The sequence below is a fragment of the Skermanella sp. TT6 genome (assembly GCF_016653635.2).
Lineage (GTDB): Bacteria > Pseudomonadota > Alphaproteobacteria > Azospirillales > Azospirillaceae > Skermanella > Skermanella cutis.
In genome coordinates, this window is the sequence record NZ_CP067421.1 from 781,088 (window position 1) to 804,304 (window position 23,217).

At 70.1% G+C, this 23,217-nt stretch carries 21 protein-coding genes; 10 read left to right on the forward strand and 11 right to left on the reverse strand.

The features are described from left to right. Nucleotides 1-86: 86 nt before the first annotated feature. Nucleotides 87-1,568: an alpha/beta hydrolase gene (locus IGS68_RS31420; RefSeq protein WP_201082885.1), complete on the forward strand. Its 1,482-nt coding sequence runs from the start codon at nt 87-89 to the stop codon at nt 1,566-1,568. A 45-nt stretch (nt 1,569-1,613) separates the two neighbouring features. Here the strand turns inward: IGS68_RS31420 and IGS68_RS31425 are convergent, their stop codons facing one another. Continuing rightward, complete coding sequence (locus IGS68_RS31425; RefSeq protein ID WP_201082240.1) at nt 1,614-2,147, reverse strand: PAS domain-containing protein; 534 nt, start codon at nt 2,145-2,147, stop codon at nt 1,614-1,616. Nucleotides 2,148-2,291: 144 nt separating this feature from the next. Then, nucleotides 2,292-3,116, reverse strand: coding sequence for an META domain-containing protein (locus IGS68_RS31430; RefSeq protein ID WP_201082242.1), 825 nt, complete (start codon nt 3,114-3,116; stop codon nt 2,292-2,294). Nucleotides 3,117-3,159: 43 nt separating this feature from the next. Here IGS68_RS31430 and IGS68_RS31435 point away from each other — a divergent pair, with 43 nt between their 5' ends. Continuing rightward, nucleotides 3,160-4,071, forward strand: a complete 912-nt coding sequence (locus IGS68_RS31435) for a LysR family transcriptional regulator (RefSeq protein ID WP_201082244.1) — start codon at nt 3,160-3,162, stop codon at nt 4,069-4,071. Here IGS68_RS31435 and IGS68_RS31440 read toward each other — a convergent pair. The 4 genes from IGS68_RS31440 to IGS68_RS31455 form a co-directional block, all read right to left on the reverse strand. Beyond that, nucleotides 4,044-4,685: a peroxiredoxin-like family protein gene (locus IGS68_RS31440; protein ID WP_201082245.1), complete on the reverse strand. Its 642-nt coding sequence runs from the start codon at nt 4,683-4,685 to the stop codon at nt 4,044-4,046. The genes IGS68_RS31435 and IGS68_RS31440 overlap by 28 nt on opposite strands. A 25-nt stretch (nt 4,686-4,710) precedes the next feature. Next, nucleotides 4,711-6,105, reverse strand: coding sequence for an FAD-containing oxidoreductase (locus tag IGS68_RS31445; RefSeq protein ID WP_201082247.1), 1,395 nt, complete (start codon nt 6,103-6,105; stop codon nt 4,711-4,713). Between the two features lie 35 nt (nt 6,106-6,140). Then, a complete protein-coding gene (locus tag IGS68_RS31450) occupies nt 6,141-7,325 on the reverse strand; it encodes an MFS transporter (protein WP_201082249.1) in 1,185 nt (394 codons plus the stop codon). A gap of 62 nt (nt 7,326-7,387) precedes the next feature. After that, nucleotides 7,388-7,900, reverse strand: coding sequence for a cupin domain-containing protein (locus tag IGS68_RS31455; protein WP_201082251.1), 513 nt, complete (start codon nt 7,898-7,900; stop codon nt 7,388-7,390). A gap of 205 nt (nt 7,901-8,105) precedes the next feature. Between IGS68_RS31455 and IGS68_RS31460 the strand changes: the two genes are divergently transcribed. The 8 genes from IGS68_RS31460 to IGS68_RS31495 all read left to right on the forward strand — a co-directional run bounded on the left by IGS68_RS31460 (nt 8,106) and on the right by IGS68_RS31495 (nt 17,472). Further along, on the forward strand, nt 8,106-8,942 hold the full coding sequence (locus IGS68_RS31460) for a 3-hydroxybutyrate dehydrogenase (protein WP_201082253.1): 837 nt from the start codon (nt 8,106-8,108) through the stop codon (nt 8,940-8,942). Between the two features lie 34 nt (nt 8,943-8,976). Further along, nucleotides 8,977-10,146, forward strand: a complete 1,170-nt coding sequence (locus tag IGS68_RS31465; protein ID WP_201082887.1) for a patatin-like phospholipase family protein — start codon at nt 8,977-8,979, stop codon at nt 10,144-10,146. Between the two features lie 170 nt (nt 10,147-10,316). After that, complete coding sequence (locus IGS68_RS31470) at nt 10,317-10,583, forward strand: DUF4212 domain-containing protein (protein ID WP_201082255.1); 267 nt, start codon at nt 10,317-10,319, stop codon at nt 10,581-10,583. 25 nt (nt 10,584-10,608) lie between these two features. Then, nucleotides 10,609-12,390 (forward strand): sodium:solute symporter family protein, encoded by a 1,782-nt coding sequence (locus IGS68_RS31475; RefSeq protein ID WP_201082257.1) that lies wholly within the window; start codon nt 10,609-10,611, stop codon nt 12,388-12,390. A 104-nt stretch (nt 12,391-12,494) separates the two neighbouring features. Next, nucleotides 12,495-14,336: a DUF294 nucleotidyltransferase-like domain-containing protein gene (locus tag IGS68_RS31480; RefSeq protein ID WP_247881452.1), complete on the forward strand. Its 1,842-nt coding sequence runs from the start codon at nt 12,495-12,497 to the stop codon at nt 14,334-14,336. 26 nt (nt 14,337-14,362) lie between these two features. Further along, the gene (locus IGS68_RS31485) at nt 14,363-14,944 is read left to right on the forward strand and encodes a hypothetical protein (protein ID WP_201082263.1); all 582 of its coding nucleotides are present in this window, start codon (nt 14,363-14,365) and stop codon (nt 14,942-14,944) included. A 101-nt stretch (nt 14,945-15,045) separates the two neighbouring features. Next, entirely contained in the window at nt 15,046-17,160 is a 2,115-nt protein-coding gene (locus tag IGS68_RS31490; RefSeq protein ID WP_201082265.1) for a methyl-accepting chemotaxis protein, read from the forward strand. A gap of 84 nt (nt 17,161-17,244) precedes the next feature. Next, the gene (locus IGS68_RS31495) at nt 17,245-17,472 is read left to right on the forward strand and encodes an antitoxin MazE family protein (protein ID WP_201082267.1); all 228 of its coding nucleotides are present in this window, start codon (nt 17,245-17,247) and stop codon (nt 17,470-17,472) included. Nucleotides 17,473-17,642: 170 nt separating this feature from the next. Here the strand turns inward: IGS68_RS31495 and IGS68_RS31500 are convergent, their stop codons facing one another. The 5 genes from IGS68_RS31500 to IGS68_RS31520 all read right to left on the reverse strand — a co-directional run bounded on the left by IGS68_RS31500 (nt 17,643) and on the right by IGS68_RS31520 (nt 23,125). Further along, nucleotides 17,643-18,950 (reverse strand): sigma-54-dependent transcriptional regulator, encoded by a 1,308-nt coding sequence (locus IGS68_RS31500; RefSeq protein WP_201082269.1) that lies wholly within the window; start codon nt 18,948-18,950, stop codon nt 17,643-17,645. Continuing rightward, on the reverse strand, nt 18,947-20,371 hold the full coding sequence (locus IGS68_RS31505) for a sensor histidine kinase (protein WP_201082270.1): 1,425 nt from the start codon (nt 20,369-20,371) through the stop codon (nt 18,947-18,949). The genes IGS68_RS31500 and IGS68_RS31505 overlap by 4 nt, the downstream gene beginning before the upstream one ends. Before the next feature lie 53 nt (nt 20,372-20,424). After that, a complete protein-coding gene (locus IGS68_RS31510) occupies nt 20,425-21,309 on the reverse strand; it encodes a universal stress protein (RefSeq protein WP_201082271.1) in 885 nt (294 codons plus the stop codon). Nucleotides 21,310-21,513: 204 nt separating this feature from the next. Continuing rightward, nucleotides 21,514-22,317 carry a class I SAM-dependent methyltransferase gene (locus IGS68_RS31515; protein ID WP_201082272.1) on the reverse strand — a complete coding sequence of 268 codons (804 nt, stop codon included), beginning with the start codon at nt 22,315-22,317 and terminating at the stop codon, nt 21,514-21,516. A 13-nt stretch (nt 22,318-22,330) separates the two neighbouring features. Further along, on the reverse strand, nt 22,331-23,125 hold the full coding sequence (locus tag IGS68_RS31520) for a glycine betaine ABC transporter substrate-binding protein (RefSeq protein WP_247881453.1): 795 nt from the start codon (nt 23,123-23,125) through the stop codon (nt 22,331-22,333). Nucleotides 23,126-23,217 lie beyond the last annotated feature (92 nt).

Sequence of the window (23,217 nt, forward strand, 5' to 3'; positions counted from 1 at the left end):
CAGGCGGGGGGACAAAATCACAGAGTCGGCGGGTGGTCCCATCGGAACTGATGGAATCCGGAATACACAGAAGTAAGGTGGACGTGATGCGGGTCTGGGTCGCAAGGATGCTGAAGCGGGCTGCCGCGGTGCTGGCCATCGTCGCCGTGACGTTGCTTGGCATCCGCGCCTATGATTCCCAGCGCGGTCAACCGCTCGAGTCCTGGCACAAGTACGTTCCGGAGGAACTGACCGCCGATGAACTCGACGGCGGCAGCTGGGCCGATTACCTGAAGGCCGAGACGTCCCTCTTCGACAGGGTCCGGGAAGAAGTGACGCGGAAGCTGCCCCCGGAAGACCGGATCCCGGTCAACCGGTATTTCGACGGCAGCCCGATCCATCCGGGACGGTTTCCCCAGGACTGGAACCGCTCGTATGCGCTCGACCCCCAAGGCCCCCTCCGCGGCGCAGTCGTCTTCCTCCACGGCCTGACCGACTCGCCCTACAGCCTGCGCCACATCGCCCGACGGTACAGCGAGCATGGCTTTGCCTCCATAGCCATCAGGCTGCCCGGTCACGGCACCGTCCCGGCCGGCCTGACGGACATCGATTGGGAGGATTGGCTGGCGGCAACCCGGTTGACGGTCAGGGAAGCCCAGCGCCGTATAGGTCCGGGGCTGCCGTTACACCTGGTCGGATTCTCGAACGGCGGCGCGCTGGCGATGATGTATGCGCTCGACGCCCTGGACGACGATCGGCTGGTGCGACCCGACCGGATCGTTCTGATTTCGCCGATGATCGGAATCACCGCATTCGCGCGCTTCGCCGGACTGGCCGGGTTGCCCGCGATCTTCCCGGCCTTCGCGAAGGCCGCCTGGCTCAGCGTCCTGCCGGAGTTCAATCCCTTCAAGTACAACTCGTTCCCGATCAACGGGGCGCGCCAGTCGCACCTGCTGACGGAGGCGCTTCAAAGGAAGATCGCGGCCCATGCGTCGGAGGGCCGCTTGGGTGAACTGGCCCCCGTCATCACTTTCCAGTCGGTGATGGATTTCACCGTCAGTACGCGCGCGATAGTGTCCGCGTTGTATGCCCATCTGCCGGCCAACGGCAGTGAACTCGTGCTGTTCGACGTGAACCGCAACACCAAGTTCGGTCCGCTCCTGAGTTCCGCCTCCGATACCATGTTGACCCGGATCCTGCCCGGACCGCCCCGGGCGTTCCGGACCACGATCATCACCAACGCCAGCCCCGACAGCGCCGACGTGGTCGAGCGGGTCGTGGAGGCGGGGACCGACGCCGAGGTGACGCGCGATCTGGGATTGTCCTATCCGATCGACGTCTACTCGCTGTCGCATGTCGCCCTTCCGTTCCCGACCAGCGACCCCCTCTACGGATTGCACCCCGACCTCTCGGAGGATTTCGGCATCAACCTGGGCGCCCTGGCCGCCCGGGGGGAGCGCGGCGCCCTGATCGTCAGCATGGATTCCCTGCTCCGCATGTCGTCCAATCCGTTCTTCGGCTACCTCATGGGGCGGATCGAGGAAAAGCTCGCGCCGGCCCCGCAGCTGAAGGCCGGCGACGGCCGTTGACCGGTGCCCAGGCATTGCCGGCATCCGGTCCGATCGCCCCACCGCTCAGCTCACGAGATCGATCACTCCAAGGATCGTGTCGGGGGCCGCTCCGTAACGGATCAGCGGGATATCGACCGATTCGAAACGGATATGCTCACGGTTCTTGTACAACAGCCGCCCCGTGCAGCGCCAAGCTTGGCCGCCGGCCAGCACGCGGCTGAAGTAATCGTGCAGATGCTCGCTGATCGCGCCCGGGGTCTCGGGTGCGATCACCTGGCCGGTCATGTTCTGGCCGATGATCTGGATCGCCCGCTCGCCGTAGAGACGGAACTGGAAGCAGCCGTCCAGCGCGCGCACCACATAGATGTTGGGGATCAGCGGCGCATGCTTCGTGACGTCGAAGGACGACCAGTTCGGAACCCCGTCCCGGCCGGCCTCGGCCCACCAGTGCCACAGTTTCTCCGTCAGGCGGCTCTGGAAATTGCGGCACCGAACAGTGGCTTCATCAATGGGCTCCTCGACGATGCCCGGTTTACTCTGCTCGCATTCGTTCGGGTAGGCTGAATACATCTTCATCCGAGGCGGGCCGTTCGACACCGGGCGATCCTAGCATGACCAAGCCGATTTTAACGGTGGAGGATTGCACAGCCGTTAATTTATTCACCGATGCTCCCGATTGCGGGAAATTATTGGAGCGGTGAAGGTATTGGCTCCGCTTCGGGGACCCGATGGCCGCGGGCCTTACTCCTGGGCCGCCACGATCGTCCGGCCGTCGGCGCCGTGGACGACGAGCATCCCGTCGTCCGGCATCTCGTGCCGCGCCGCCGTTCCCAGGATCTTCAGGAACGCGGCTTCGCGCTGGAGCAATCCCGGCGGACAGGCCCGCCGCGTCGTGACGACCGGTCCGATCGACAGGCCCTCGCCCGTGACGGCAAAGGCCGCACGGTATGCGTTGCAGCCCGTCGTACCGGACAGCCGGCCGTCAAGCGCGAAGACCAGCGTGGGCGGGGAGCCGTCGGCGCCGGCGGACCTGGGAATGGCCGAACCGGCGACCTCCCTGACGGACCAGCGGCGGCCCTGCAGCAGCGTCGCCGGATCTCCCCCGCAGCCCGTCAGGTTCCGCCCGTCGATCGTGACGGTCACATGGTCCGGGTAGGGCATGCCGGACATGGTGTCCGCGCAGGTCCGCGCATCGATCGCGACGCGCAGCCGGTGCGCCTCCGTCGCAGCGTCATAGCGGCGGCCGCCGGGAACCGTCTGCTCCGCCGGGCGCGGGACCGTGATCCGCGCCGCTCCGTAGTCCGTGACCAGAGTGATACGGTCCTGGGCGATCTCCAGCGACCAGCCCGGCTCGTTGCCGCGTGCCGCATAGGCGGAATCGGCTGCCGCTGCCGGGCAGGTTCCGGACAGCAGGGTCGCGGCAATGGCCGGCAGAAGAATGACCCTCGGCATCATGGAAGCCCCGGAGGCGGTCCGCCAGATTTTCACGCCGGCCGCGAAAGATCCAGAGAGCGGCGTGGTCACCCCGATCGGGTGCGGGATGCCCGGCGTCATCCTCCTGCGCACCGGATTTCCTTAAAAATCGGTCTATATTTTCCGACCCATGGAGATGCATCAGATACGCTATTTTCTGGCGGTCGCCCGCACGCGAAACTTCACCCGCGCCGCGGAGGAGTGCCATGTCAGCCAGCCCTCGCTGACCCGCGCGATCCAGAAGCTCGAGGGGGAACTGGGCGGCCCGCTGTTCCGGCGTGAACACAGCCTGTCGCACCTGACCGACCTGGGCCGCATCATGCTGCCCCACCTGGAGCAGACCTACGGGGCGGCGCAGGCCGCGAAGTCCATGGCGGAAGGGTTGCGCAAGGGCAGCCTGGCGCCGCTCGGCCTGGGCGTCACCGCGTCCCTCGCCCCCGACCACCTGGTCGGCCTGCTGGAAACGCTGAACCGATCGCTGAACGGGCTGGAGCTGACGCTGGAGTCCGAAGCCCACGCCGATCTCGTGCGGGACATGATGCAGGGCGACTTCGATGTGGCGATCCTGGAGGAGGCGGCCGACCTTCCCGACCGGCTTCGCAGCTGGCGGCTCTTTCGGGAGCATTACCGGGTGCTGTGCCGGACCGACCACCGCTTCGCCCAGCTGAATGCGATCGAGCCGGCGCTGCTCGACGGCGAGGTCTGGATCGACCGGCCGAGCTGCCTGTCCAGCCCCCGTTTCCGGCAGCTCTGCGCCCTTGCCGGCGTCATGCCGGCGTTCCGCCACCGCGCCACCGGCGAGGCGCATCTCCAGCGCATGGTGCTGGCCGGCTTCGGCTGCGCCCTGGTTCCCGAGACCCTGCCGATCGCCGACGGGCTGGCGACGCGTCCGGTCCACGACCTCGACCTGTCGCGGACCGTGCTGGTCGCGACCGTGATCGGCCGCCGCCTGTCGCCGGCGTCGGACGCTTTCCTGAGAGCGGCGCGGGCCCGTGCCTGGGCATCGGAGGAGCCGGGCGCTCAGCCGCCGATGTCCCGCAGGACCTGAAGCACCGCTTCCGGCTCGGCGCGGCGGCGGAAATCCACGTCGGCCTCGGCGAAGCGGACGATGCCGTGCCGGTCCACCACATAGGTGGCCGGCACCGGAATGAACCAGGCGTCGCTGCCGTAATGCCGGGCCAGGTCGCGGCCGATCCCGAGATAGGCCGCGCGGACCCTGTCGCTCACCCTGACGGCGAGCCCCATCCGGAGCGCCAGGCCGTGGTCGACGTCGACCAGGATCAGGCCGCCCAGGTCGAGCCGTTGCCGGAGCGCCTCCGCCCCGCCGCCGGTCTCGCCGGTCACCGCGACGAAGCAGGCGCCGAGCCGCCGGACCTCGGAGGCGGACTCGGACCAGGCCGCCATCTCGGTGCGGCAATAGGGGCACCAGCCGCCCCGGTAGAAGCTCAGCACCACCGGCCCCTCCGCCAGCAGGTCGCGGGACGAGACGTACCGGCCGCGGCTGTCCGGCAGGGCGAATGGCTCGAGCCCGTCGCCGACCGCCGGGCTGCCGGCCGCGGCGCCGGCCGCGCGCAGGTCGGCGACGAACCCGTCATAGAGGGCGTCCCAGGCCGGATCGAGCGACCGGTTTATCTCGTCCAGCCTGTCGGCGAGCGGCGTCATGGCCCGGTTCCCGATCGCGAGGGCGTCATTCCAGCGGCTTCAGGCTGCCCAGCAGCGTGGGGATCAGCTCGCTGACCGTGGGGTGGATGTGCACGCAGCGCTGGATCACGGTATAGGGCGCCTTGGCCGCCATGACGTCCAGCAGCGAATGGACGATCTCATCCCCCTCTATGCACAGCAGCGCCGCCCCCAGGATCAGCCGGGTCTCGCGGTCCACGAGCACCTTCATGAAGCCCTGGGTCTCGCCGCGCTCCTTGGCGCGGCCGACGCGGGTCATGGGCAGCACGCCCTTCAGCGCCGGCCGGCCGGTGGCCCGCACCTCGGCCTCGGTCATGCCGACGCGGCCCAGGGGAGGGTCGGTGAACAGGGCATAGGCCGTGATGCGGTCCGACACCCGGCGGGGATCGCCGTCGAGCAGGTTGGCCGCGACGATCTCGAAGTCGTTGTAGGAGGTGTGGGTGAAGGCGCCGCGCCCGTTGACGTCGCCCAGGGCCCAGATCCCTCCGGCCCCGCCCTCCTCTACGCTCGCCCGGAGCTGGTCGTCGACCTGGATGAAGCCGCGCTTGTCCACGGCGACGCCGGGGGCCTCCAGGTTCAGGCCGTCCGTGTTGGGCACCCGGCCGACCGCCAGCAGCAGGTGGCTGCCGTCGATCCCGACGGGACTTCCCCCGGCGGTGGCGGTCAGCCTGATGCCGGAGCCCCGCTTCCCGACCGCGATGTCGCGGACCCCCAGGTGGATGTCGATGCCCTCCGCCGCCAGGATGCCGCGCACCGCGTCGGAAACCTCCGGGTCCTCCCGCGCGATCAGGCGGTCGGCATACTCGACCACCGTGACGCGGGAGCCGAAGCGGCGGTACATCTGGGCGAATTCCAGGCCGATATAGCTGCCTCCGGCGACGACCAGATGCTCCGGCAGCGCGTCGAGCGTCATCATGGAGGTGTTGGTGAGGAAGGGCACGCCGGACAGGCCGGGCCAGTCGGGCACCGCCGGCCGCCCGCCGGTATTGATGAAGATCCGGGGCGCGGTCAGGGTCTCGCCGTTCACCTCGACCTCGCGGGGACCGGTGAAGCGGGCCGATCCCCAGACCAGCGTCAGGTTCTCCGTTCCGCCCAGCCAGGCCGCCAGGCTGTCCAGCGACGCCTGCACGATCCGGTCCTTGCGCTCCTTGACCGCCTTCATGTCGACCCGGACCTCGCCGCCGGTCACCACGCCGTAGTCCGCGGCGCGGCGCGCCAGATGGGCCACGCGGGCGCTGGCGACCAGCGTCTTGGTCGGGATGCAGCCGTCGTTGACGCAGGTCCCGCCCAGGTGCTCCCGCTCGATGACGGCCGTCCTCATGCCCGCCTGGGCAAGCCGGACCGCCAGGAAGGGACCGGCCTGGCCGCTCCCGATGATGATCGCGTCGAAGGTCCTCGCCATGTCGCCCGCTCCCCCGGTCGATGCTCGGCGCCGCCTCAGGGGCGGCCCGTTTTCTCCGATGTCCGCAGATTGAACCCCAGAATCGCCGCCAGCGCGAGGGCAACTCCGACTCCGGCCACCGCGGCGGGCCAGCCGAACCGGTCGAAGACCGGCCCGAGCGCGGCGCTCCCCGCCAGCCCGCCGGAGAAATAGGCCGCAAGATAGACCCCGCTCGCCGCCGCCCGGTCCCGGGCCGCCCGGCTGACGAAGCCGGTCGCCGTCGCCTGGGCGAAGAAGGTCCCGGCCCCCGCCAGCACCATGCCGAGCAGCACTTCCCACAGGACCGGGCCCAGCAGCAGGGGCAGCCCCGCGGCCGCGACCCCCAGGCCGGTCCACAGGGCGGGGCGCACGCCCCGGCGCGCGGCGAACCCGCCCGCCAGCGGCGTCAGCACGATCGAGGGCAGGAAGACCAGATAGACGAGCCCGACCGACATCATGCCGAGACCGAGCGGCGGTGCGACCAGCACGAAGTTGACGTAGGTGAAGACGCCGATGAAGGCGAACAGGATGCAGAAGCCGATCCCGAACGCGGACAGCACCGGCACCGTGCAGAGCCGGCCGAGGCGGCGCCACGGCGGGGCCGCCGGTCCGGCGGAGGCCGGCGCCGGGTGGCCCCGCATCATGGTCCAGGCCAGCGCCGCGCCGGCCAGGTTGAGGGCGGCGAACAGGACGAAGTTGCCGGCCAGCCCGAAGCCCTCGCTGACCGTCGCGGCGGCCAGGCGCCCGACCAAGTTGCTGGCGACGTTGCCCGTGACATAGGCCGCGAAATGCGTGCCGCCGCTGCCCCGCTCGCCGAGCCAGGCCAGCGTCAGGGCGAAGGCGGTGGACATGCACAGCCCCTGGAGCACGCGGAGCGCCGTGAAGACCTCCAGGCCGGGCGCGAGCGCCAGCAGGAAGGTCGGCACCGCCAGCAGCGCGAGGCTGGCGGTGACGCCGGCTCTCCGGTCGATCCGGTCGCCGAACAGCGCGGTCGCCAGTCCGGCCGCCGCCATGCCGAGCGTGCAGGCATTGACCGCCATGCCCATCGCCGAGGGCGTCACCCCGTAGGCCGCGGCCAGCATCGGCAGGATCGCCTGCGTCGCGAACAGGTCGACCACGGTGAAGAACGCCATCAGGGCTACGATCGCGGGACGGAGCGCCGGAGCGGTCCTCATCCCGGGCAGGGCTCTCGTGACGGTCATGGCGGCTTCCTCATCACTGGGATGGGCATGGAGCGGGGAGGGGCCGGAGAGGCGGCCCCAAGTCACGTCATGCCCGGGTCCGCGTCCTTGACGTGCAGCAGGTCGGCGGAGAGCAGGACGGCGGTGCCCTTGCCGGTGTTCTTCCACCAGTGGGAAACGCCGTGCCGTTCCGCCGTGCTCTCGCCGGCCTTGTGGACGATCGGCACGGCGCAGGTGCTGGCGTATTCGGTGATCTCGCCCTTGATGACGTAGATGATGGCGGGACGGTCCCCGTGGCTGTGCCAGGGCACGACGCCACCGGGCTTCACCTCGATCCGGCGCAGGCGGAACTGACGGTCCTGGATGGCGGCCGGCTCCTTCGCCACGTCGATCGAGGCGACGACCTTGTCGGTGACGTCCTTGGCCGGGCTCGGGTCCGGCATGCGGAGGCCGACGCCCTCCTGGCCCGCGGGACAGGCGCCGGCCAGCGCGTCGGCAGGCGCCAGGGCCAGGGCGGAACCGAGCAGCAGGGATCCCAGCAGCCCCCGCTTCAGGGCGGTTTTCAGGGAAGGCACGGCGGTGGAACGATGCGTCATGTGAAGTCTCCCGGTTGCCACGCCCGTCGCGTGGTGACGGGACCGAGCATCGTCGGGACGGGCGCTCGGGGGAAATGCCGGTTGGCTAAGCAGTCGATACCCGCCGGCTATCGACTGCTTAGCCAACCGGCATTTCACGGCGGCGGCTCCCGGTGGGACAGTCCGGCCAAGATCACCGGACCAGTTCCACCAGAGAGGTCTCGCCATGGACACGCTGACAGTGAAGAATCCCGCATCCCCTGCCGCCGTCCCGATCGACGAGTTCGAGGGCAGGGTGGCGCTGGTCACCGGTTCGACCAGCGGAATCGGCCTCGGCATCGCGCGGGCCTTCGCCGCCCGGGGCGCCACCGTCGTGCTGAACGGCTTCGGCCCGGCGCGGGACATCGCCGAGGCGCGCAGCGCCATCGAGGAGGAGTTCGGGGTGGAGACGGCCTATTCGGACGCTGACATGTCCGACCCGGAGGCGATCGGCCGGATGATCGAGACGGCGGCATACCGGCACGGGCGGATCGACATCCTGGTCAACAACGCCGGCATCCAGCACGTGGCGCCGGTGACCGAGTTCCCGCCGGACAAATGGGACCGGATCCTGGCGATCAACCTCAACTCCGCCTTCCATACCGTGAGGCTGGCGCTGCCGGTCATGCGGCGGAACGGCTTCGGCCGGATCGTCAACGTCGCCTCGGCCCACGGGCTCGTGGCGTCCCCGTTCAAGTCGGCCTACGTCGCGGCCAAGCACGGCATCGTGGGATTCACGAAGACGGTCGCGCTCGAGGTGGCGGAGGAGCCGATCACCTGCAACGCGATCTGCCCCGGCTACGTCCTAACGCCGCTGGTCGAGCAGCAGATCGACGACCAGGCGAAGGTCCACGGCATCTCCCGCGAGGCGGTGGTCCGCGACGTGCTCCTGGCTCAGCAGCCGAGCAAGCGGTTCGCCACCGTGGACGAGATCGGCGCGCTCGCCGTGTTCCTGTCCAGCCACGCCGCCGCCTCGATCACCGGTGCCGCGATACCGGTGGACGGCGGCTGGACCGCGCACTGACCCTACCACCGGATATCGGAGAGCAGACATGCTGATGACCAGGACCGGGGTCGAACCCGGAACGGGTGCTGCGGCGAAGCCGCAATTCGACAAGGAGACGCTGGGCCAGATCGTGCTGGTGTTCCAGGGCGGCGGCGCCCTGGGCGCCTACCAGGCCGGCGTCTACGAGGCGATGCAGGAGGCCGGCCTGGAGCCGGATTGGGTGATCGGCACCTCGATCGGCGCCATCAACGCCGGCCTGATCGCCGGCAACCGGCCGGCCAGGCGGCTGGCGCGCCTCCAGGAGTTCTGGCGGAGGGTGCGGCACGGCCCGTTCCGGCAGCTGACCGCGGCCTCCTGGGGCGGCGGCCCGGAGGCGTTCAGCGCCCTGACGGCGGCGGCGGGAGTGGACGGCTTCTTCCAGCCCAACCCCTGGGCCTTCCTCGGCATGAAGACCGTCCTCGGGCCGGAGAACGCCGGCTATTACTCGACCGGTCCGCTGGCGAGGACGCTCGCCGACCTGATCGACCCGGACTGCCTGGGTGCCGGCCACCCGCGGCTGACGGTCGGCGCCGCCAATGTCCGGACCGCGGAGATGCATTATTTCGACAGCCGCGCCGCGCCGCTGACGATCCGGCACGTGATGGCCTCCGGGGCGCTGCCGCCGGCCTTCCCCGCGGTCCGGATCGACGGCGAGCTCTACTGGGACGGCGGCATCCTGTCGAACACGCCCGTCGAGGCGGTCTTCGACGACAATCCCCGGCGCAGCGGCCTCGTCTTCGCGGTCCATATATGGAACCCCAGCGGACCGGAGCCGGACAGCATCTGGAAGGTCATGAGCCGCCAGAAGGACCTTCAGTACGCCAGCCGGGCGGCCAGCCACATCGTCCGGCAGAAGCAGATCCACCGCCTGCGCCACGTCATCGCCGAACTGGCGGAGGCCCTGCCGGCCGACCGGCGCGACGATCCGCGCATCCGCGAGCTGGCGGCCTACGGCTGCCTCACCCGGATGCACGTGGTGCGCCTGCTGGCCCCGCCGCTGGCGGGCGAGGACCATTCCAAGGACATCGACTTCAGCCCCCAAGGCATCAGGGCCCGCTGGTCGGCCGGCTATGCCGACACCGTCCGCGTCCTGGCCGAGGCCCCCTGGACCCATCCCGCCGATCCGATCGAGGGTTTCATCCTGCACGATGCGAAGGCCGGCCGGGTCGTCGGTGAAGGCTAGCCGCCGGATGCCGCGGCGCCTCTCGAAAGTGGTGTGACGACACGAAATTGCCAGCAGCTCCATTGTCAGATTGCCCATTCTGTGGCTCTATGTGAAAAAACGCGCTGCCTGGGGCTACCGGCCGGCAGCCGAACCACGACCCGCGGGGAAGCTCAACAGAGGGGTTGCATATGAGGGAAAATCTCGACACCCAGGCGCAGCTATACTGGCGCGCCAATATCCAGACGGTCCTGGGCTGTCTGGTCGTATGGTTTCTCGTGTCGTTCGGAGCGGGGATCCTCTTCGCCGATGCCCTCAACGGCATCATGCTCGGCGGTTTTCCATTGGGCTTCTGGTTCGCCCAGCAGGGTTCCATCGTCATCTTCCTGCTGCTCATCGTCTTCTACGCTTGGCGAATGAACCGGCTCGACCGCCAGTTCAACGTCGACGAGATCTAGGCGACCGTTCGGAAGGCTCAAGAAAATGGAACTCCAGACACTTACCTACCTGGTGGTCGGAGCCACCTTCGTCCTCTATATCGGGATCGCCGTCTGGTCGCGGGCAGCGACGACGGGCGACTTCTATGTCGCGGGCAAGGGCGTCCATCCCATCGCCAACGGCATGGCGACCGGCGCCGACTGGATGTCGGCGGCTTCCTTCATTTCCATGGCCGGCCTGATCGCGTTCCTGGGCTACGGCGGATCGGTCTACCTGATGGGGTGGACCGGCGGCTACGTCCTGCTGGCGATGCTGCTGGCGCCGTACCTGCGGAAATACGGCAAGTTCACGGTGCCGGAGTTCATCGGCGACCGCTATTACAGCAGCGCCGCGCGGGTCGTCGCGGTGATCTGCCTGATCTTCATCTCCTTCGTCTACGTCGCCGGGCAGATGCGCGGCGTCGGCATCGTGTTCTCGCGCTTCCTGGAGGTCAGCATCGAGGTCGGGCTGATCGTCGGCATGGGGATCGTGTTCGTCTATGCCGTGCTGGGCGGCATGAAGGGAATCACCTATACGCAGGTGGCCCAGTACGTCGTCCTGATCACCGCCTACATCGTGCCGGCGGTCTTCATCTCCCTCCAGCTGACCGGCAATCCGATCCCGCCGCTCGGCCTCGGCGGCACCCTCGTGGACAGCCCCGCGGTCAGCGCCGACGGCGTCTACCTGCTGGAACGGCTGAACGCGGTCGTCACCGAGCTCGGTTTCGCGGCCTATACCGACGGGCAGAAGAGCGCCATCGACCTGTTCGCCATCACGGCGGCGCTGATGGTCGGCACGGCGGGGCTGCCGCACGTGATCGTCCGCTTCTTCACCGTGCCGCGCGTCCGCGACGCCCGTTCCTCGGCCGGCTGGGCGCTGTTCTTCATCGCCCTGCTGTATCTCTGCGCCCCGGCGGTCGGCGCCATGGCCCGCTACAACCTGATGGACACGCTCCAGGTCGGGGCCGTGGGTGCTCCGGACGGCAACCTGCTCTACGAGGAACGTCCGGCCTGGATGCAGCGCTGGGAGCAGACGGGCCTGCTCAAGTTCGAGGACAAGAACGGCGACGGCCGCATCCAGTACTACAACCCGGCGGGCATGAACGACGACCTGGAAAGGCAGTACGGCTGGGCCGGCAACGAGCTGACCGTGGACCGAGACATCATGGTGCTCGCGAATCCCGAGATCGCGAGGCTGCCCGACTGGGTGATCGCCCTGGTCGCGGCGGGCGGCATCGCGGCGGCCCTCTCCACCGCCGCCGGCCTGCTGCTGGTGATATCCTCCTCGATCTCCCACGACCTGCTGAAAAGCACCTTCGCCAAGGGCATGACGGAGAAGAACGAGCTGATGGCCGGCCGCATCGCCGCCGCCGGTGCCATCCTGATCGCGGGATACCTGGGCTACAATCCTCCCGGGTTCGTGGCGGAGGTGGTCGCCTTCGCCTTCGGCCTCGCGGCCAGCTCGCTGTTCCCCGCTATCATGATGGGCATCTTCGCGAAGAGGGTGAACCGGGAAGGGGCGATCGCCGGCATGCTGACGGGGCTCATCTTCACGATGGGCTACATCGTCTACTTCAAGGGGATCTTCATCGATCCGATCGGCGTCAACACGCCCGCGAACTGGCTGCTGGGGATCTCTCCGGAAGGGATCGGGTTCGTCGGCATGCTGCTGAACTTCGCCGTCGCGTTCGCGGTCAGCAAGATGACCGCGGCGCCGCCGCGCGAGATCCAGGATCTGGTGGACTATATCCGGTCGCCGCGGGGCGCCAAGGCCGCGATCGACCACTGAGCATCGATCCCTGATCATCGACCACCGGCCGGAAGGGCAGGGCGGCCGCCGTCCTGCCCTTCCGCGCCATCATGGGGCAAACCACCGTGGAGGCGGCCTTGAACATGCCGGTCCAGCCTGCCGCGGTCCGCGATTTCATCGCCGACCAGCCGGCCTTCGCGAAACTTCCCGAGGACGACCTGGATGCCGTCGCCGCCCAGGTCGTCCCGATCCACCTGAACAAGGGCGAGACGCCGGCATGGGCGGGCGACCCCGCCGGCGGAATCGCCCTGGTACGGAGCGGATCGCTGGAGGTCCGAACCGTCACGGGCGAACCCGTGGTCCGCCTGGGCGAAGGCGACCTGGTGCCGGCCTCCGGGATCTCCGGCGGCGACGCCGTGCTGCGGGTCGCCGTCCTGGAGGACGCCGTCCTCTACCGGATCCCGGCCGAACAGATCCTCCGGCTGAGGGCGGCCCACCCCCATTTCGCCCGCCTGCTCGATCCGCAGCCGGGCGAGCGGCTGCGCGCGGCCCATGGGCGGATGGACCCGGCGAGCCGCCGGGAGGTCAGGGACATGATCCGGCGCCCGCCGGAGGTGGCCACCCCCGGGACCAGCATCGCCGATGCCGCCCGGCACATGCACCGGGCCTCCGTCTCCTGCCTGGCGGTGGTCGAGGACGGGCGGCTCCTGGGGATCGTCACCGACCGTGACCTGCGCAACCGCGTGCTGGCGGCGGGCCGGGACCCGGCCGGCCCGGTATCCTCCGTGATGACGCCGGACCCGTTCCAGATCGACGATACCGCCCTGGTCTTCCAGGCGGAGATCCTGATGGGCCGCCACGGCATCAACCATTTGCCCGTCATGTGCGGGGCGGAACTGGTCGGGCTGGTGACCAGCACCGACATCCTGCGGACCCATGTCCGGTCGGTCGCCTTCATGGCGGGCGACATCGCCCGGCGGGATGACGCCGCGGGCGTCGCGGCGGCCGTGAAGCCGCTGCCGGACATGGTCCACGACCTGGTGGAAGGGGGCAGCAGCGCCTACGGCATCGGCCATGCCGTCTCGGCCGTTACCGACGCGACGACGGAACGGCTGCTCGGGCTGGCGGAGCGGCGGCTGGGCTCGCCGCCGGTGCCGTATCTCTGGATGGCGCTCGGGTCCCAGGCGCGGAACGAGCAGACCGCCTGCTCGGATCAGGACAACGCCCTCGTCCTGTCCGACGACTACGACGAAGAGGCCCACGGAGACTACTTCAAGGCCCTGGCGGAATTCGTCTGCGACGGGCTGGCGGAGGCAGGATATCCCCTCTGCCCCGGCGGCATCATGGCCCGGAACCCGCGGTGGCGGATGCCTCTGGAGGCTTGGCGCCGCGCCTTCGAGCGCTGGGTGCGGGAACCGCTGCCGGAGGCGCTGCTGAACGCCAGCGTCTTCTTCGACATGCGGCCGGTCGCCGGCCCGCCATCGCTGTTCCGCGACCTTCAGCGCCACGTCCTGGAACTGACCGGAAGCAACGGTCTGTTCCTCGGCCATATGGTCCGCAACGCGCTGACCCACCAGCCGCCGCTGGGACTCTTCCGGAACTTCGTCCTGATCTCCGGCGGGGAGCACCATCGGTCGCTCGACCTCAAGCACTCCGTCCTGGCGCCGATCGTCGATCTGGCCCGGGTCTACGCCCTGGACGCCGGCTCGCCCGTGGTCAACACCCATGACCGGCTGGTGGTCGCCGGCGAGACCGGCAAGGTCAGCCGGGACGGCGCCCGCGACCTGGTGGACGCGTTGGAGTTCCTGGGCCTCGTGCGGATCCGGCACCAGGCTCGGCTCATGAAGGCCGGCAAGACTCCGGACAACTACCTGTCGCCGCAGGAGCTTTCGCCGTTCGAGCGGGGGCACCTCAAGGACGCCTTCGCGGTGGTGAAGCTGATGCAATCGGCGGCCCTCGCCGCGTACCGCGGCGGCATGGCCTGACCGCGGCTGAACCGGGAACTCCACGGATGCTCCTCGATGTCCTGATCGCGGCCTGCGCCGCCTTCGCGGCCCTCGGCGTCATGCTGATCTGCTTCAAGGTGCTGCGCGCCACGCCGCCGCGCTGGCTCGGCCCGGTCGTCGCCGCCGTCGCGGTCGTCGCGGTCACCGCCACGCTGCGCTATCAGTGGGCCGGACGCATGGAATCGATGCTGCCGAAGGAGATGGTCGTCGTCGAGCGTCTCGCCACGCGGTCGCCGTTCGAACCCTGGTCCTACGTGAAGCCGGTGGTCACCACGCTGGTGCTGGCCGACAGGGATACGGCGCGAACCAACCCCGCCCATGCCGACCTCGTGCTCATCAACGTCCTGATCATGAGGCGCACCGAAGATACCCTGGTCACACGCCATCTGGTCGATTGCGCCGCCCGGCGCGAGGCGGTGTTTCCGGCCGGCGCCCCGTTCACGTCGGAAGGCCTGCCGGACGGCCTGGCCTGGGCCGCCGACACCCCGCCAGCCCTGATCTCCACGGCCTGCTCCCTTCGGACTTCCGGCATCGGTCCGGACAGTCGAGATGAAAGTCATATGCCTAAAATCCGGTCCTTTATTTAAAGAATACTGCAACAAACCTTGGCCAAGAATAGCGCGCACTCGGGCGGTACGCCGCGTTGATCGGTATTCGTCCGAAAGGAAAGCGCAACCAAGGAACAGCCATGCCATCCCTCACGACCGCGCCGCGTCATCTCCGTTCCCCCGGCATCGGAGCGTCGCTGAACCTGATCGTCGCCGCCCTCTGCCTGATCCTGGTCGGCATCACCGGCTCGACGCTGATCGGCGCCTTCGGTGCCGTCCGTTCCGCGGAGCGCGCGGGCGATCTGGCGCGCGCCGGCCGCGACGTCTTCACGGCACTCCAGAATGTCAGGATCGAGCGCGGCGGCACCCGCCTCCAGCTGGAAGCCCAGGACGCCGCCGCGGCGACCATGCTGACCGGCCTGGAAGCCCTCCGCGCCAAGTCCGGCGCGGCGCTGGAAGCGCTGGTGGCGGCCTGCGGGCGCACCGACTGCGCCGATGCGGCCGAGATGGCGGAACTCGAGGCACGGAGCGGCCGGCTGGCGGCACTGCGCCCGGAGATCGACCGGAACCTGAGCCAGCCGCTCTCGGCGCGCCGGGACGGGTTCGCGAAGGAGGCTAATGCCGTCATCACCGCCCTGGTCGACCAGCTCGAACTGATCTCCGGGCGGTTGACGGCGCGGCTGGCCGACGTCGATGCCTTCACCGCGGTCCAGGTGGCCGTGAAGGACGCGGCGTACCTGGCGCGCGATGCCGCCGGCCTGGAGAAGTATCCGGTCGCGGCCATCATCAAGGACAAGGCCGTCTCGGCCGAGAACCGGGCCAAGATCGCGGAACTGCGCGGCAAGGCCGACGCCGGCTGGAAGCTGGTCAGGGAGATCGCCGGGCGCCCCGGCATGCCGGCGCCGGTCGTGGCCGCCGCCGAGGCCGCGCAGGCGCTCCACTTCGGCACCACCGTCAAGCTGAGCGACGAGATCCAGCAGGCCGTCGCGGCCGGGAACGCTGCGCCGGTCGGGGCGGCGGAGTTCAGCAAGGCCGTCGACGCCGGGACCACCAGCCTGGTCGCCGTCTGCGAGGCGGCCCTGGATGCCATCGTCCTGCATGCCGACGCGAAATCGTCGGCAGCGTCCGGAAACCTGACGCTGCAGGCCAGCCTGTTGCTGCTGGCCGTCGCCATCGGGGCCGGCGCCCTGGCGGTCATCCGCAGGCGGGTCCTGCGGCCGATCGACGGCATCACCGGGGCGATGCTGCGCGTCGCCGAGGGCGACCTGTCCGGCACGATCCCCTATGCCGAGCGGGGTGACGAGATCGGCCGCCTCGCGGGTGCGCTGGGCACCTTCAAGCGCAATGCCGAGGAGACCCGCCGCCTGCAGCGCGAGCAGCAGGAGGAGCAGGTCGGCAAGGAGGCCCGCCATCGGGAGATGGAGGCCGCGCTGGCGGAGTTCGGCTCGGCCGTCGCCCGCGTCCTCCAGGGCTTCAACGTCTCGGCGGAGCGGATGACCGCCGCGTCGGAGAACCTGACGGAGGTCGCGGACTCGTCGAAATCGCGGGCCACGGTGGTCGCGGGCGCGTCCGAGGAGACCTCCGCCAACGTCCAGACCGTCGCCGCCGCGACCGAGGAACTGGCCGCCTCGATCGCCGAGATCGGGCGCCAGGTCACCCACGCCGCCGGCCGCGCCCGCGACGCCGTGTCGGAGGCCCGCCAGACCGGCGAGACGGTGCGCGCCCTGGACGAGGCGGCCCAGCGGATCGGCGCCGTGGTCGGGCTGATCCAGCAGATCGCCAACCAGACCAACCTGCTGGCGCTGAACGCCACGATCGAGGCGGCGCGCGCCGGCGAGGCCGGGAAGGGCTTCACGATCGTCGCGCACGAGGTCAAGAACCTCGCCGGCCAGACCGCCAAGGCGACGGAGGAGATCTCCGGCCAGATCTCGGCGATCCAGGCCTCGACCCGGCAGACCGTGGAAGCGATCGTCGGCATCGCGGCGACGGTGGAGGAGATCGACCAGACCTCGGCGGCGATCGCCTCTGCGGTGGAACAGCAGGCCTCGGCGACGCGCGAGATCACCCGCAACACCAACGAGGCCGCCCGCGGCACCCAGGAGGTTTCCTCCAACATCCTGGGCGTGACCGAGGACGCGAACCGGACGGGCGGAGCCGCCGGCGAGGTCCATGCCGCCGCCGAGGAACTGCGCCGCGAGGCCGCCGTGCTGGGCCAGCAGATCGACCGCTTCCTCGGACGCATCCAGGCGGCCTGAGCGGGAGGGCGGCCGGGAAGACGGAAATCCGGTTCGGACATCCCCACGGCGATACTATGGTCACATGTGACCAGGGAGACCGCCGTGACTGCAACCCCGAAACCGTCCAGGGACAAGGTCCGCACCCACCGTGCGAAGCTGCGGGCCCAGGGGTTGCGATCGATCCAGATCTGGGTTCCGGACATCCGGTCGCCGCGGTTCGCCGCCGAGGCTCGTCGGCAGTCGCTCCTCGTCAGCCGGAGCCCGTACGAGGACGAGGAGCAGGCCTTCATCGACGCCGTCTCGATCGAGCGCTGGGACGACGAAGAGTGACGCGGGGCGAAATCCGGACCGTCGCCGGCGGGGCCGACTAGCGGGTGCTCCGCCTGCCGGTCGAACCCAGCGACGCCAACGGGCTGACGGACCTGAGCCATATCATTGGCCGACAAGATCACGACGGTGCCGCGGACGAAGCGCGGCCGGCGCCGGTCTCCCGCTTCCCGTCAGCCGATCCCCAGCTCGCGCATGCGCTTCCACAGGGTCGTGCGCGAGACGCCGAGCAGCCTCGCCGCCTGGCCGCGGTTTCCCTCGGCGCGCCGGAGCGCCTCCTCCACCTTCGCCCGGGTCGCGACGGTCAGCGCCTCGTCCAAGGTGCCGGTCCCGGCGACCGGCGGCCCGTCCAACCCCGCCTCCGGGAAGAGATCCGCCGGCCCGATCACCGTCTCGTCCGCGAGCACCGCCGCCCGTTCGATGCGGTTGCGCAGCTCGCGAACATTGCCCGGCCAGTCATGGTCGGCGAGGGCCGCCAGCCCAGCGGGGGACAGCGCGCGGGATTCCAGGCCGAACCGTGCCACGGCATCGTCGAGGAAGCGGCGGGCGAGCAGGGACACGTCTTCGGGTCGTTCCCGGAGCGGCGGGATGCGGACTTCCACCACGTTGATCCGGAAATAAAGATCCTCCCGGAACGTCCCGGCGGCGACGCAGGCGGCCAGGTCGGCATGGGTGGCGCAGACCAGGCGCGCCTCGAAGCGCCGCTCCTCCCGGCCGCCGACCGGCAGGAAGACCCGCTCCTGGATCACGCGCAGCAGCTTCGACTGGTGCTCGGCCGGCAGCTCGGCGATCTCGTCGAGGAAGAGCGTCCCGGTTCCGGCGCGCGCCAGCAGGCCGGGGCTGGAAGCCACCGCCCCCGTGAAGGCGCCGCGCTCGTGGCCGAACAGCGTGCTCTCCACCAAGTCGCGCGGGATCGCCGCGCAGTTGACGGCGGCGAACGGCCGGTCCGCCCGGTTGGCGGCGTGGAGCAGCCGGGCCGCGACCTCCTTGCCGACGCCTGTCTCGCCCGTCAGCAGTACCGGGATGTCCACCCGGGCCGCCTTGCGCAGGACCGCCTCGGCCTGGCGCATGGCCGGGGCGGCGCCCAGGGCCGCCGCATCCGCCGCCGCGTCCGGCTCGCAGGCCTTGCGCAGCTCCGCGACCAGCGAGTCCACGTCGACGGGCTTGGTCAGGTAGTCGCGCGCTCCCGCCTTTATCAGTCGCACGGCCTGGTCGACCTGGCCGTGCGCCGTGATGAAGTACACGGGCAGCGCCCCGACGGAGTCCAGCAGGTGCCGGTAGAGCGCCTCCCCGTCCATGTCGGGGAGACGGATGTCACTGACCACGGCGTGGGGCGGGGCGCCGCCGGCGAGGGCCTCGACCGCGGCGGTCCCGCTCGCGGCAAGCCGCGGCCTGAAACCCTCCAGGCGGAGCCGCTGCATCAGGGCCGGGCCGAGCACCGGATCGTCCTCGACCACCAGGACGGAAGGACCGTCGTTCATGCCTTGGCTCCCAGGGGAATGGCGATCCGGATCGAGGTCCCGCGGCCGGGCGCGTCGATCACCGTCGCCCGGCCGTCGAGCGAGCCCAGCAGGGCGACCACCACGTCGATGCCCAGTCGCCGGCCGCTTGCCTCCGTTGCCGGCCGCTCCGCCCCGCCGCCGGTCAGGCGCGAGGCGACGGAGCGGTCCAGGCCGGGACCCTGGTCGACGATGTCGCAGACCAGGTCCGTCCCCTCGGTGCGGGCGGCCAGGCTGACCTTGCCGCCGCCGGGCGTCGCGGCGCAGGCGTTCAGCAGCAGGTTCAGGAGGAGCTGGCGGACCTCGACGGCGCCGAGCTCGACGCTGTCCGGCACCTCGACGCGCCAGTCCAGGGTCACGCCGCGCCGGACGGCCTCGGGCGCCACCAGGTGGCGGAGATCCTCGAGATCCTCGCGGCCGAGCCGGCGATCCTCCGGCGGCCGGTACAGGTCGAGGGTGCCGGTCACGATCCGGTCGATCGTCTCGATGCCGCGGTCCAGCAGTCCCAGCGCCTCGTCGCGCACCTGCCGGTCGTCGCCGAACCGGCGCAGCGTCGATACCGCCGTGGCGAGCCCGCCCAGCGGATTGCGCACTTCGTGGGCCATGGTCGCCGCCATCCGGCCGAGCGCCGCCGCCTGTTCCCGGTCGGCCAGCGCCCGGATCAGGCGCTCGCGGTCCCGGACCCCTTCGGCCAAGCGGTTGTAGGCATCGAACAGGCGGCGGGTTTCCGGCCCCGCGGTTCCGGCGGCCGTGGCCGGCAGGGGCTCCGGCTCGCCGAGCGGCTGGGATCCGAGATGATCGACCAGGGTGCGCAGGGGGCGCGACAGGCGCTGCAGGATCGCGAAGGCGAGGGTGCCGCACAGGCAGGCGATGACGAAGTCCATCAGCACCACCGCCCAGAGCAGCCGCTCGCGCGCCGCGATGACCTCGGACAGGTCGAGCGCCGCCGCGATCCCCGGCCCGGCACCGGACCCCGGAGCGCCGAGCGGGCGGCTCGCCCAGCCGACGTCCCCGGCGGGGTCGATGCGGAACCCGAGGCGCATCAGCTCGGCCGCGTCGGGCGGCTCGATCCGGGGATCGCCCGCGCGGGCGATCAGCCGGCCGTCGCCGCCGAAGGCGAACAGCGCCTGTTCCGGAATGCCGTGCTGTTCGGCCAGCGCCTGCGCGAAGCGGCGCTCCACCTCGACGGCGTCGCCGCCCTCCACGTAGGGCCGGACGCTCGCCGCGAGCCCGTCGAGATAGACCTGGCCGACCTGCCTCAGCTGGTCCGTCTCCCGGGAATTCATGATCTGGAGGGCGACCTGTGTCGATCCGACCGCGACCACGAACACCATCGCCGCCGCCAGGGCCGGCAGCTGCAGCGACGGGGGAACCAGGGTCTTCAGTCCGATCAGGTTCGGCATCCGGGGAAGCTTCGGGAAGTCTCGTCCTGCCCCGTAGTTGGCCTCCCGAGGGCTCAGGGCAAGAGCGTCACCGGCATGCGGTCCGAAACGACCTCGAACGGGCAGGTCCGGACCATGCCGAGCCAGCCGCTCCGATGGGACAGGCAGGACATCGCGGCGGCATCGAAGCGCCCGACCTCGCGGCCGAGCAGGTCCGCCTCGGTGTCGGGATCGATCGCGGGCATGACCGTGGCCTTGCGCCCGTGCGCGCGAACCAGCTCCACCTGCTCGTCGAGCGCCGCCTGGACCCGCTGCCGGTCGCCGCCCACGGGCAGCAGCGCCACCGGCGCCTCGGTCCAGAGCCCGGAATGCAGGAACCGACGGGCCAGACGGGCGCAGCCGTCCGTCCCGGACACCACGAGGACGACGTTGCGCACCGCCGAGGGATGCTCCCGCACCCGCAGGACGGGAACCGCGGACCGGGCAGCCAGGGTCGCGGCGAGTTCTTCCGACGGCGGTTGCCCCGTCCCGGAAAGGCCGGCGCCGGCCGGGATCACCAGCAGGTCGCAGCCGGCCACCACCGCCGCGAGCCCGTCGAACCCGGTCTCGTCGTGCCGGCAGGTGATCTCGATCGGGTGGCCACGGGTGACCTCGTCGAAATGGCGGAGCGCCGCTGCGGCCGCCTCGCGCTTCCGGGCCCGGCGCTGGTCGGCCAGCCACCGCGCCCAGTAGGTGCCGCCTGCCGGGATCGCCTGGGCTTCCGGCTCGGGGTCGAAGGCCGAGAGGCCGGTCAGCTGGGCGCCGGAGGCAAGCGAGATCCGGGTGGCCAGTTCGATCGCGGAACGCTGAGCGTCGCCGCCGCCGAGCCAGACCACCACGCGCTTGGTCGAGGCGGCGGAGGACGCGGCGGAAGATGCGGCCGCGGGGCGGGACGGCTTGCGGAACGGAATGGGGTTCATGGCTCCCTCCGGTGGGGCAGGGGTTTCCTCTTGAAACGGAGCCTTACAAGAGGCGTGCCAGACGGCCGCCCGGGTGATCCTCGGGCGTTGCGCAGCTTCCGGGCGGGCGGCGATGTTTCGCGACGTGAACGGCGGGGCGGCGGATGTTCGCGAACGTGAACAAGTCCCGCCGGCCCGCCGGCGGTCGCAGGGACCGGCTCGGCGTCAGGAAACGGGCTGCAGCATGAAGGTGATGAACCGATCGCCTTCGGTGCCGGTCGGTTCGGACCGGATGACCCGGAATCCGGCCTCCCGGAACATGCCGGCCATCTCGTCGGCGCTGCGCCCGACGAACCGTAGGGTCGACACCGCGCGCTCGCCGGAATCCCGGCATTCGAAGGCGAGCGTGGCGGCGTGCAGCGAGCGGAGCGTCTTTCCCGGCCGCCATTCGTAACGGCATCGGAAGACCTCGCCGCCATGCCGGTTCTCCACGACGGTCGGCGGGTAGCCCCGGGCTTCGGCGGCCGGCCAGTCTCGGATGTTGGTCAGAAGACGGCCGCCGGTCCCGAGGACGGCTTTCATGCCGTGCAGGGAAGCCCGGAGATAATCGTCGTACGTTCCCTCGTCGATTCCGTCCGGAGCGGTGTAGATCGCGTGTGCGGCCAGCACGACGTCGAACCGGTGCCGCCAGTCCCCGATCCCGGCCAGGTCGGCGAAGGACGACCGCCGGAGCCGGTCCGCGGGCAACCCGCGAGCCGCCGTCCGCGTGCGCGCCACCCGGAGCAGGCTTTCGGAGAAGTCGGAGCCGAACGCGTTCCAGGGGCCGGCCTTGCCCACCGCCGGAATCCCCCGGTGAAGGGCCAGCACGTCGTTGCCGACCCCGCAGCAGGCATCCAGGATCGCGGCACCGGGTGGGACGTCGAGCATCCACCGGTTCATGGCACCGTCCCCGAGACGGTCGCCCCGCTCCCGTTCCGGCGACAGGAGCGCCAGATACAGGCGGCCGATATCCCGGTAGGCATCATCCATGGTCAGGCCGGGATCATGGGGCCGCCGCCTCGCCCCCGCCGAACCAGCCATCGACCAAGGGCCGGTTCTCCGCCAGCCACTTGCTGGCGCCCGCCTCGGCATCGCCGGCCCTCTCGATCGTCAGCATCAGCGAACCCAGTTCGTCGTCGCTCATGTCCCAGGCATTCAGCCAGCGCAGGGCCTCGGGATGATCCTCTCCGAATCCGGCGCGGCTCATGAAGTGTATGTCGTCGCTTCCGCCGAAATCGTCTTCCGTGTCCTGAAGGTACTTGAGGTCGTATTCGGCGAAGGCCCAGTGCGGGCTCCACAGCGTGACCACGATGGGGGTGCGGTTCCGGTAGGCGCGCGCCAGCGCGCTCATCATCCCGGTCTCCGAGGAGTTGACCAGCTTCATGTCCAGATCGTAGGTGTCGAGCACCTTCTCGGCCATCTGCATCAGGGACGAGCCGGGATCGATCCCGACGATCGCCGCCTCTTCCCCGGCCGCGGGAAACTCGGCCCTGCGCTCCGAGAGTTCCCGGATGCTGTCGATGCCGACATAGGACGGCACGACGAAGCCCTGCCTCGTTCCCTTGTACCAGGAGTCATGCACCTCGATGGATTTCCCGAACCGGTCCATGACGTCCTTGTCGGTCTTGGGCAGCCAGGTCTCGAGGCCGAGATCGATGTCGCCGCGCGCCAGTCCGCTGAAGGCCAGCACCCGGTCGACGGACTTCAGTTCGACCTGGTAGTTCCGCTCCGCCAGCAGGATCTTCCACAGGTTGGCGACGGCGATGTTCTCGGCCCAGTTCGTCATGCCAATGGTCACGCCCCTGTCCTGCGCGCTCAGAGGGTGCGCGGCGCAGGTAAAGGCCACCACTCCTGATACTATCGCCGATACTATTCTGCCCATCCCAAGTG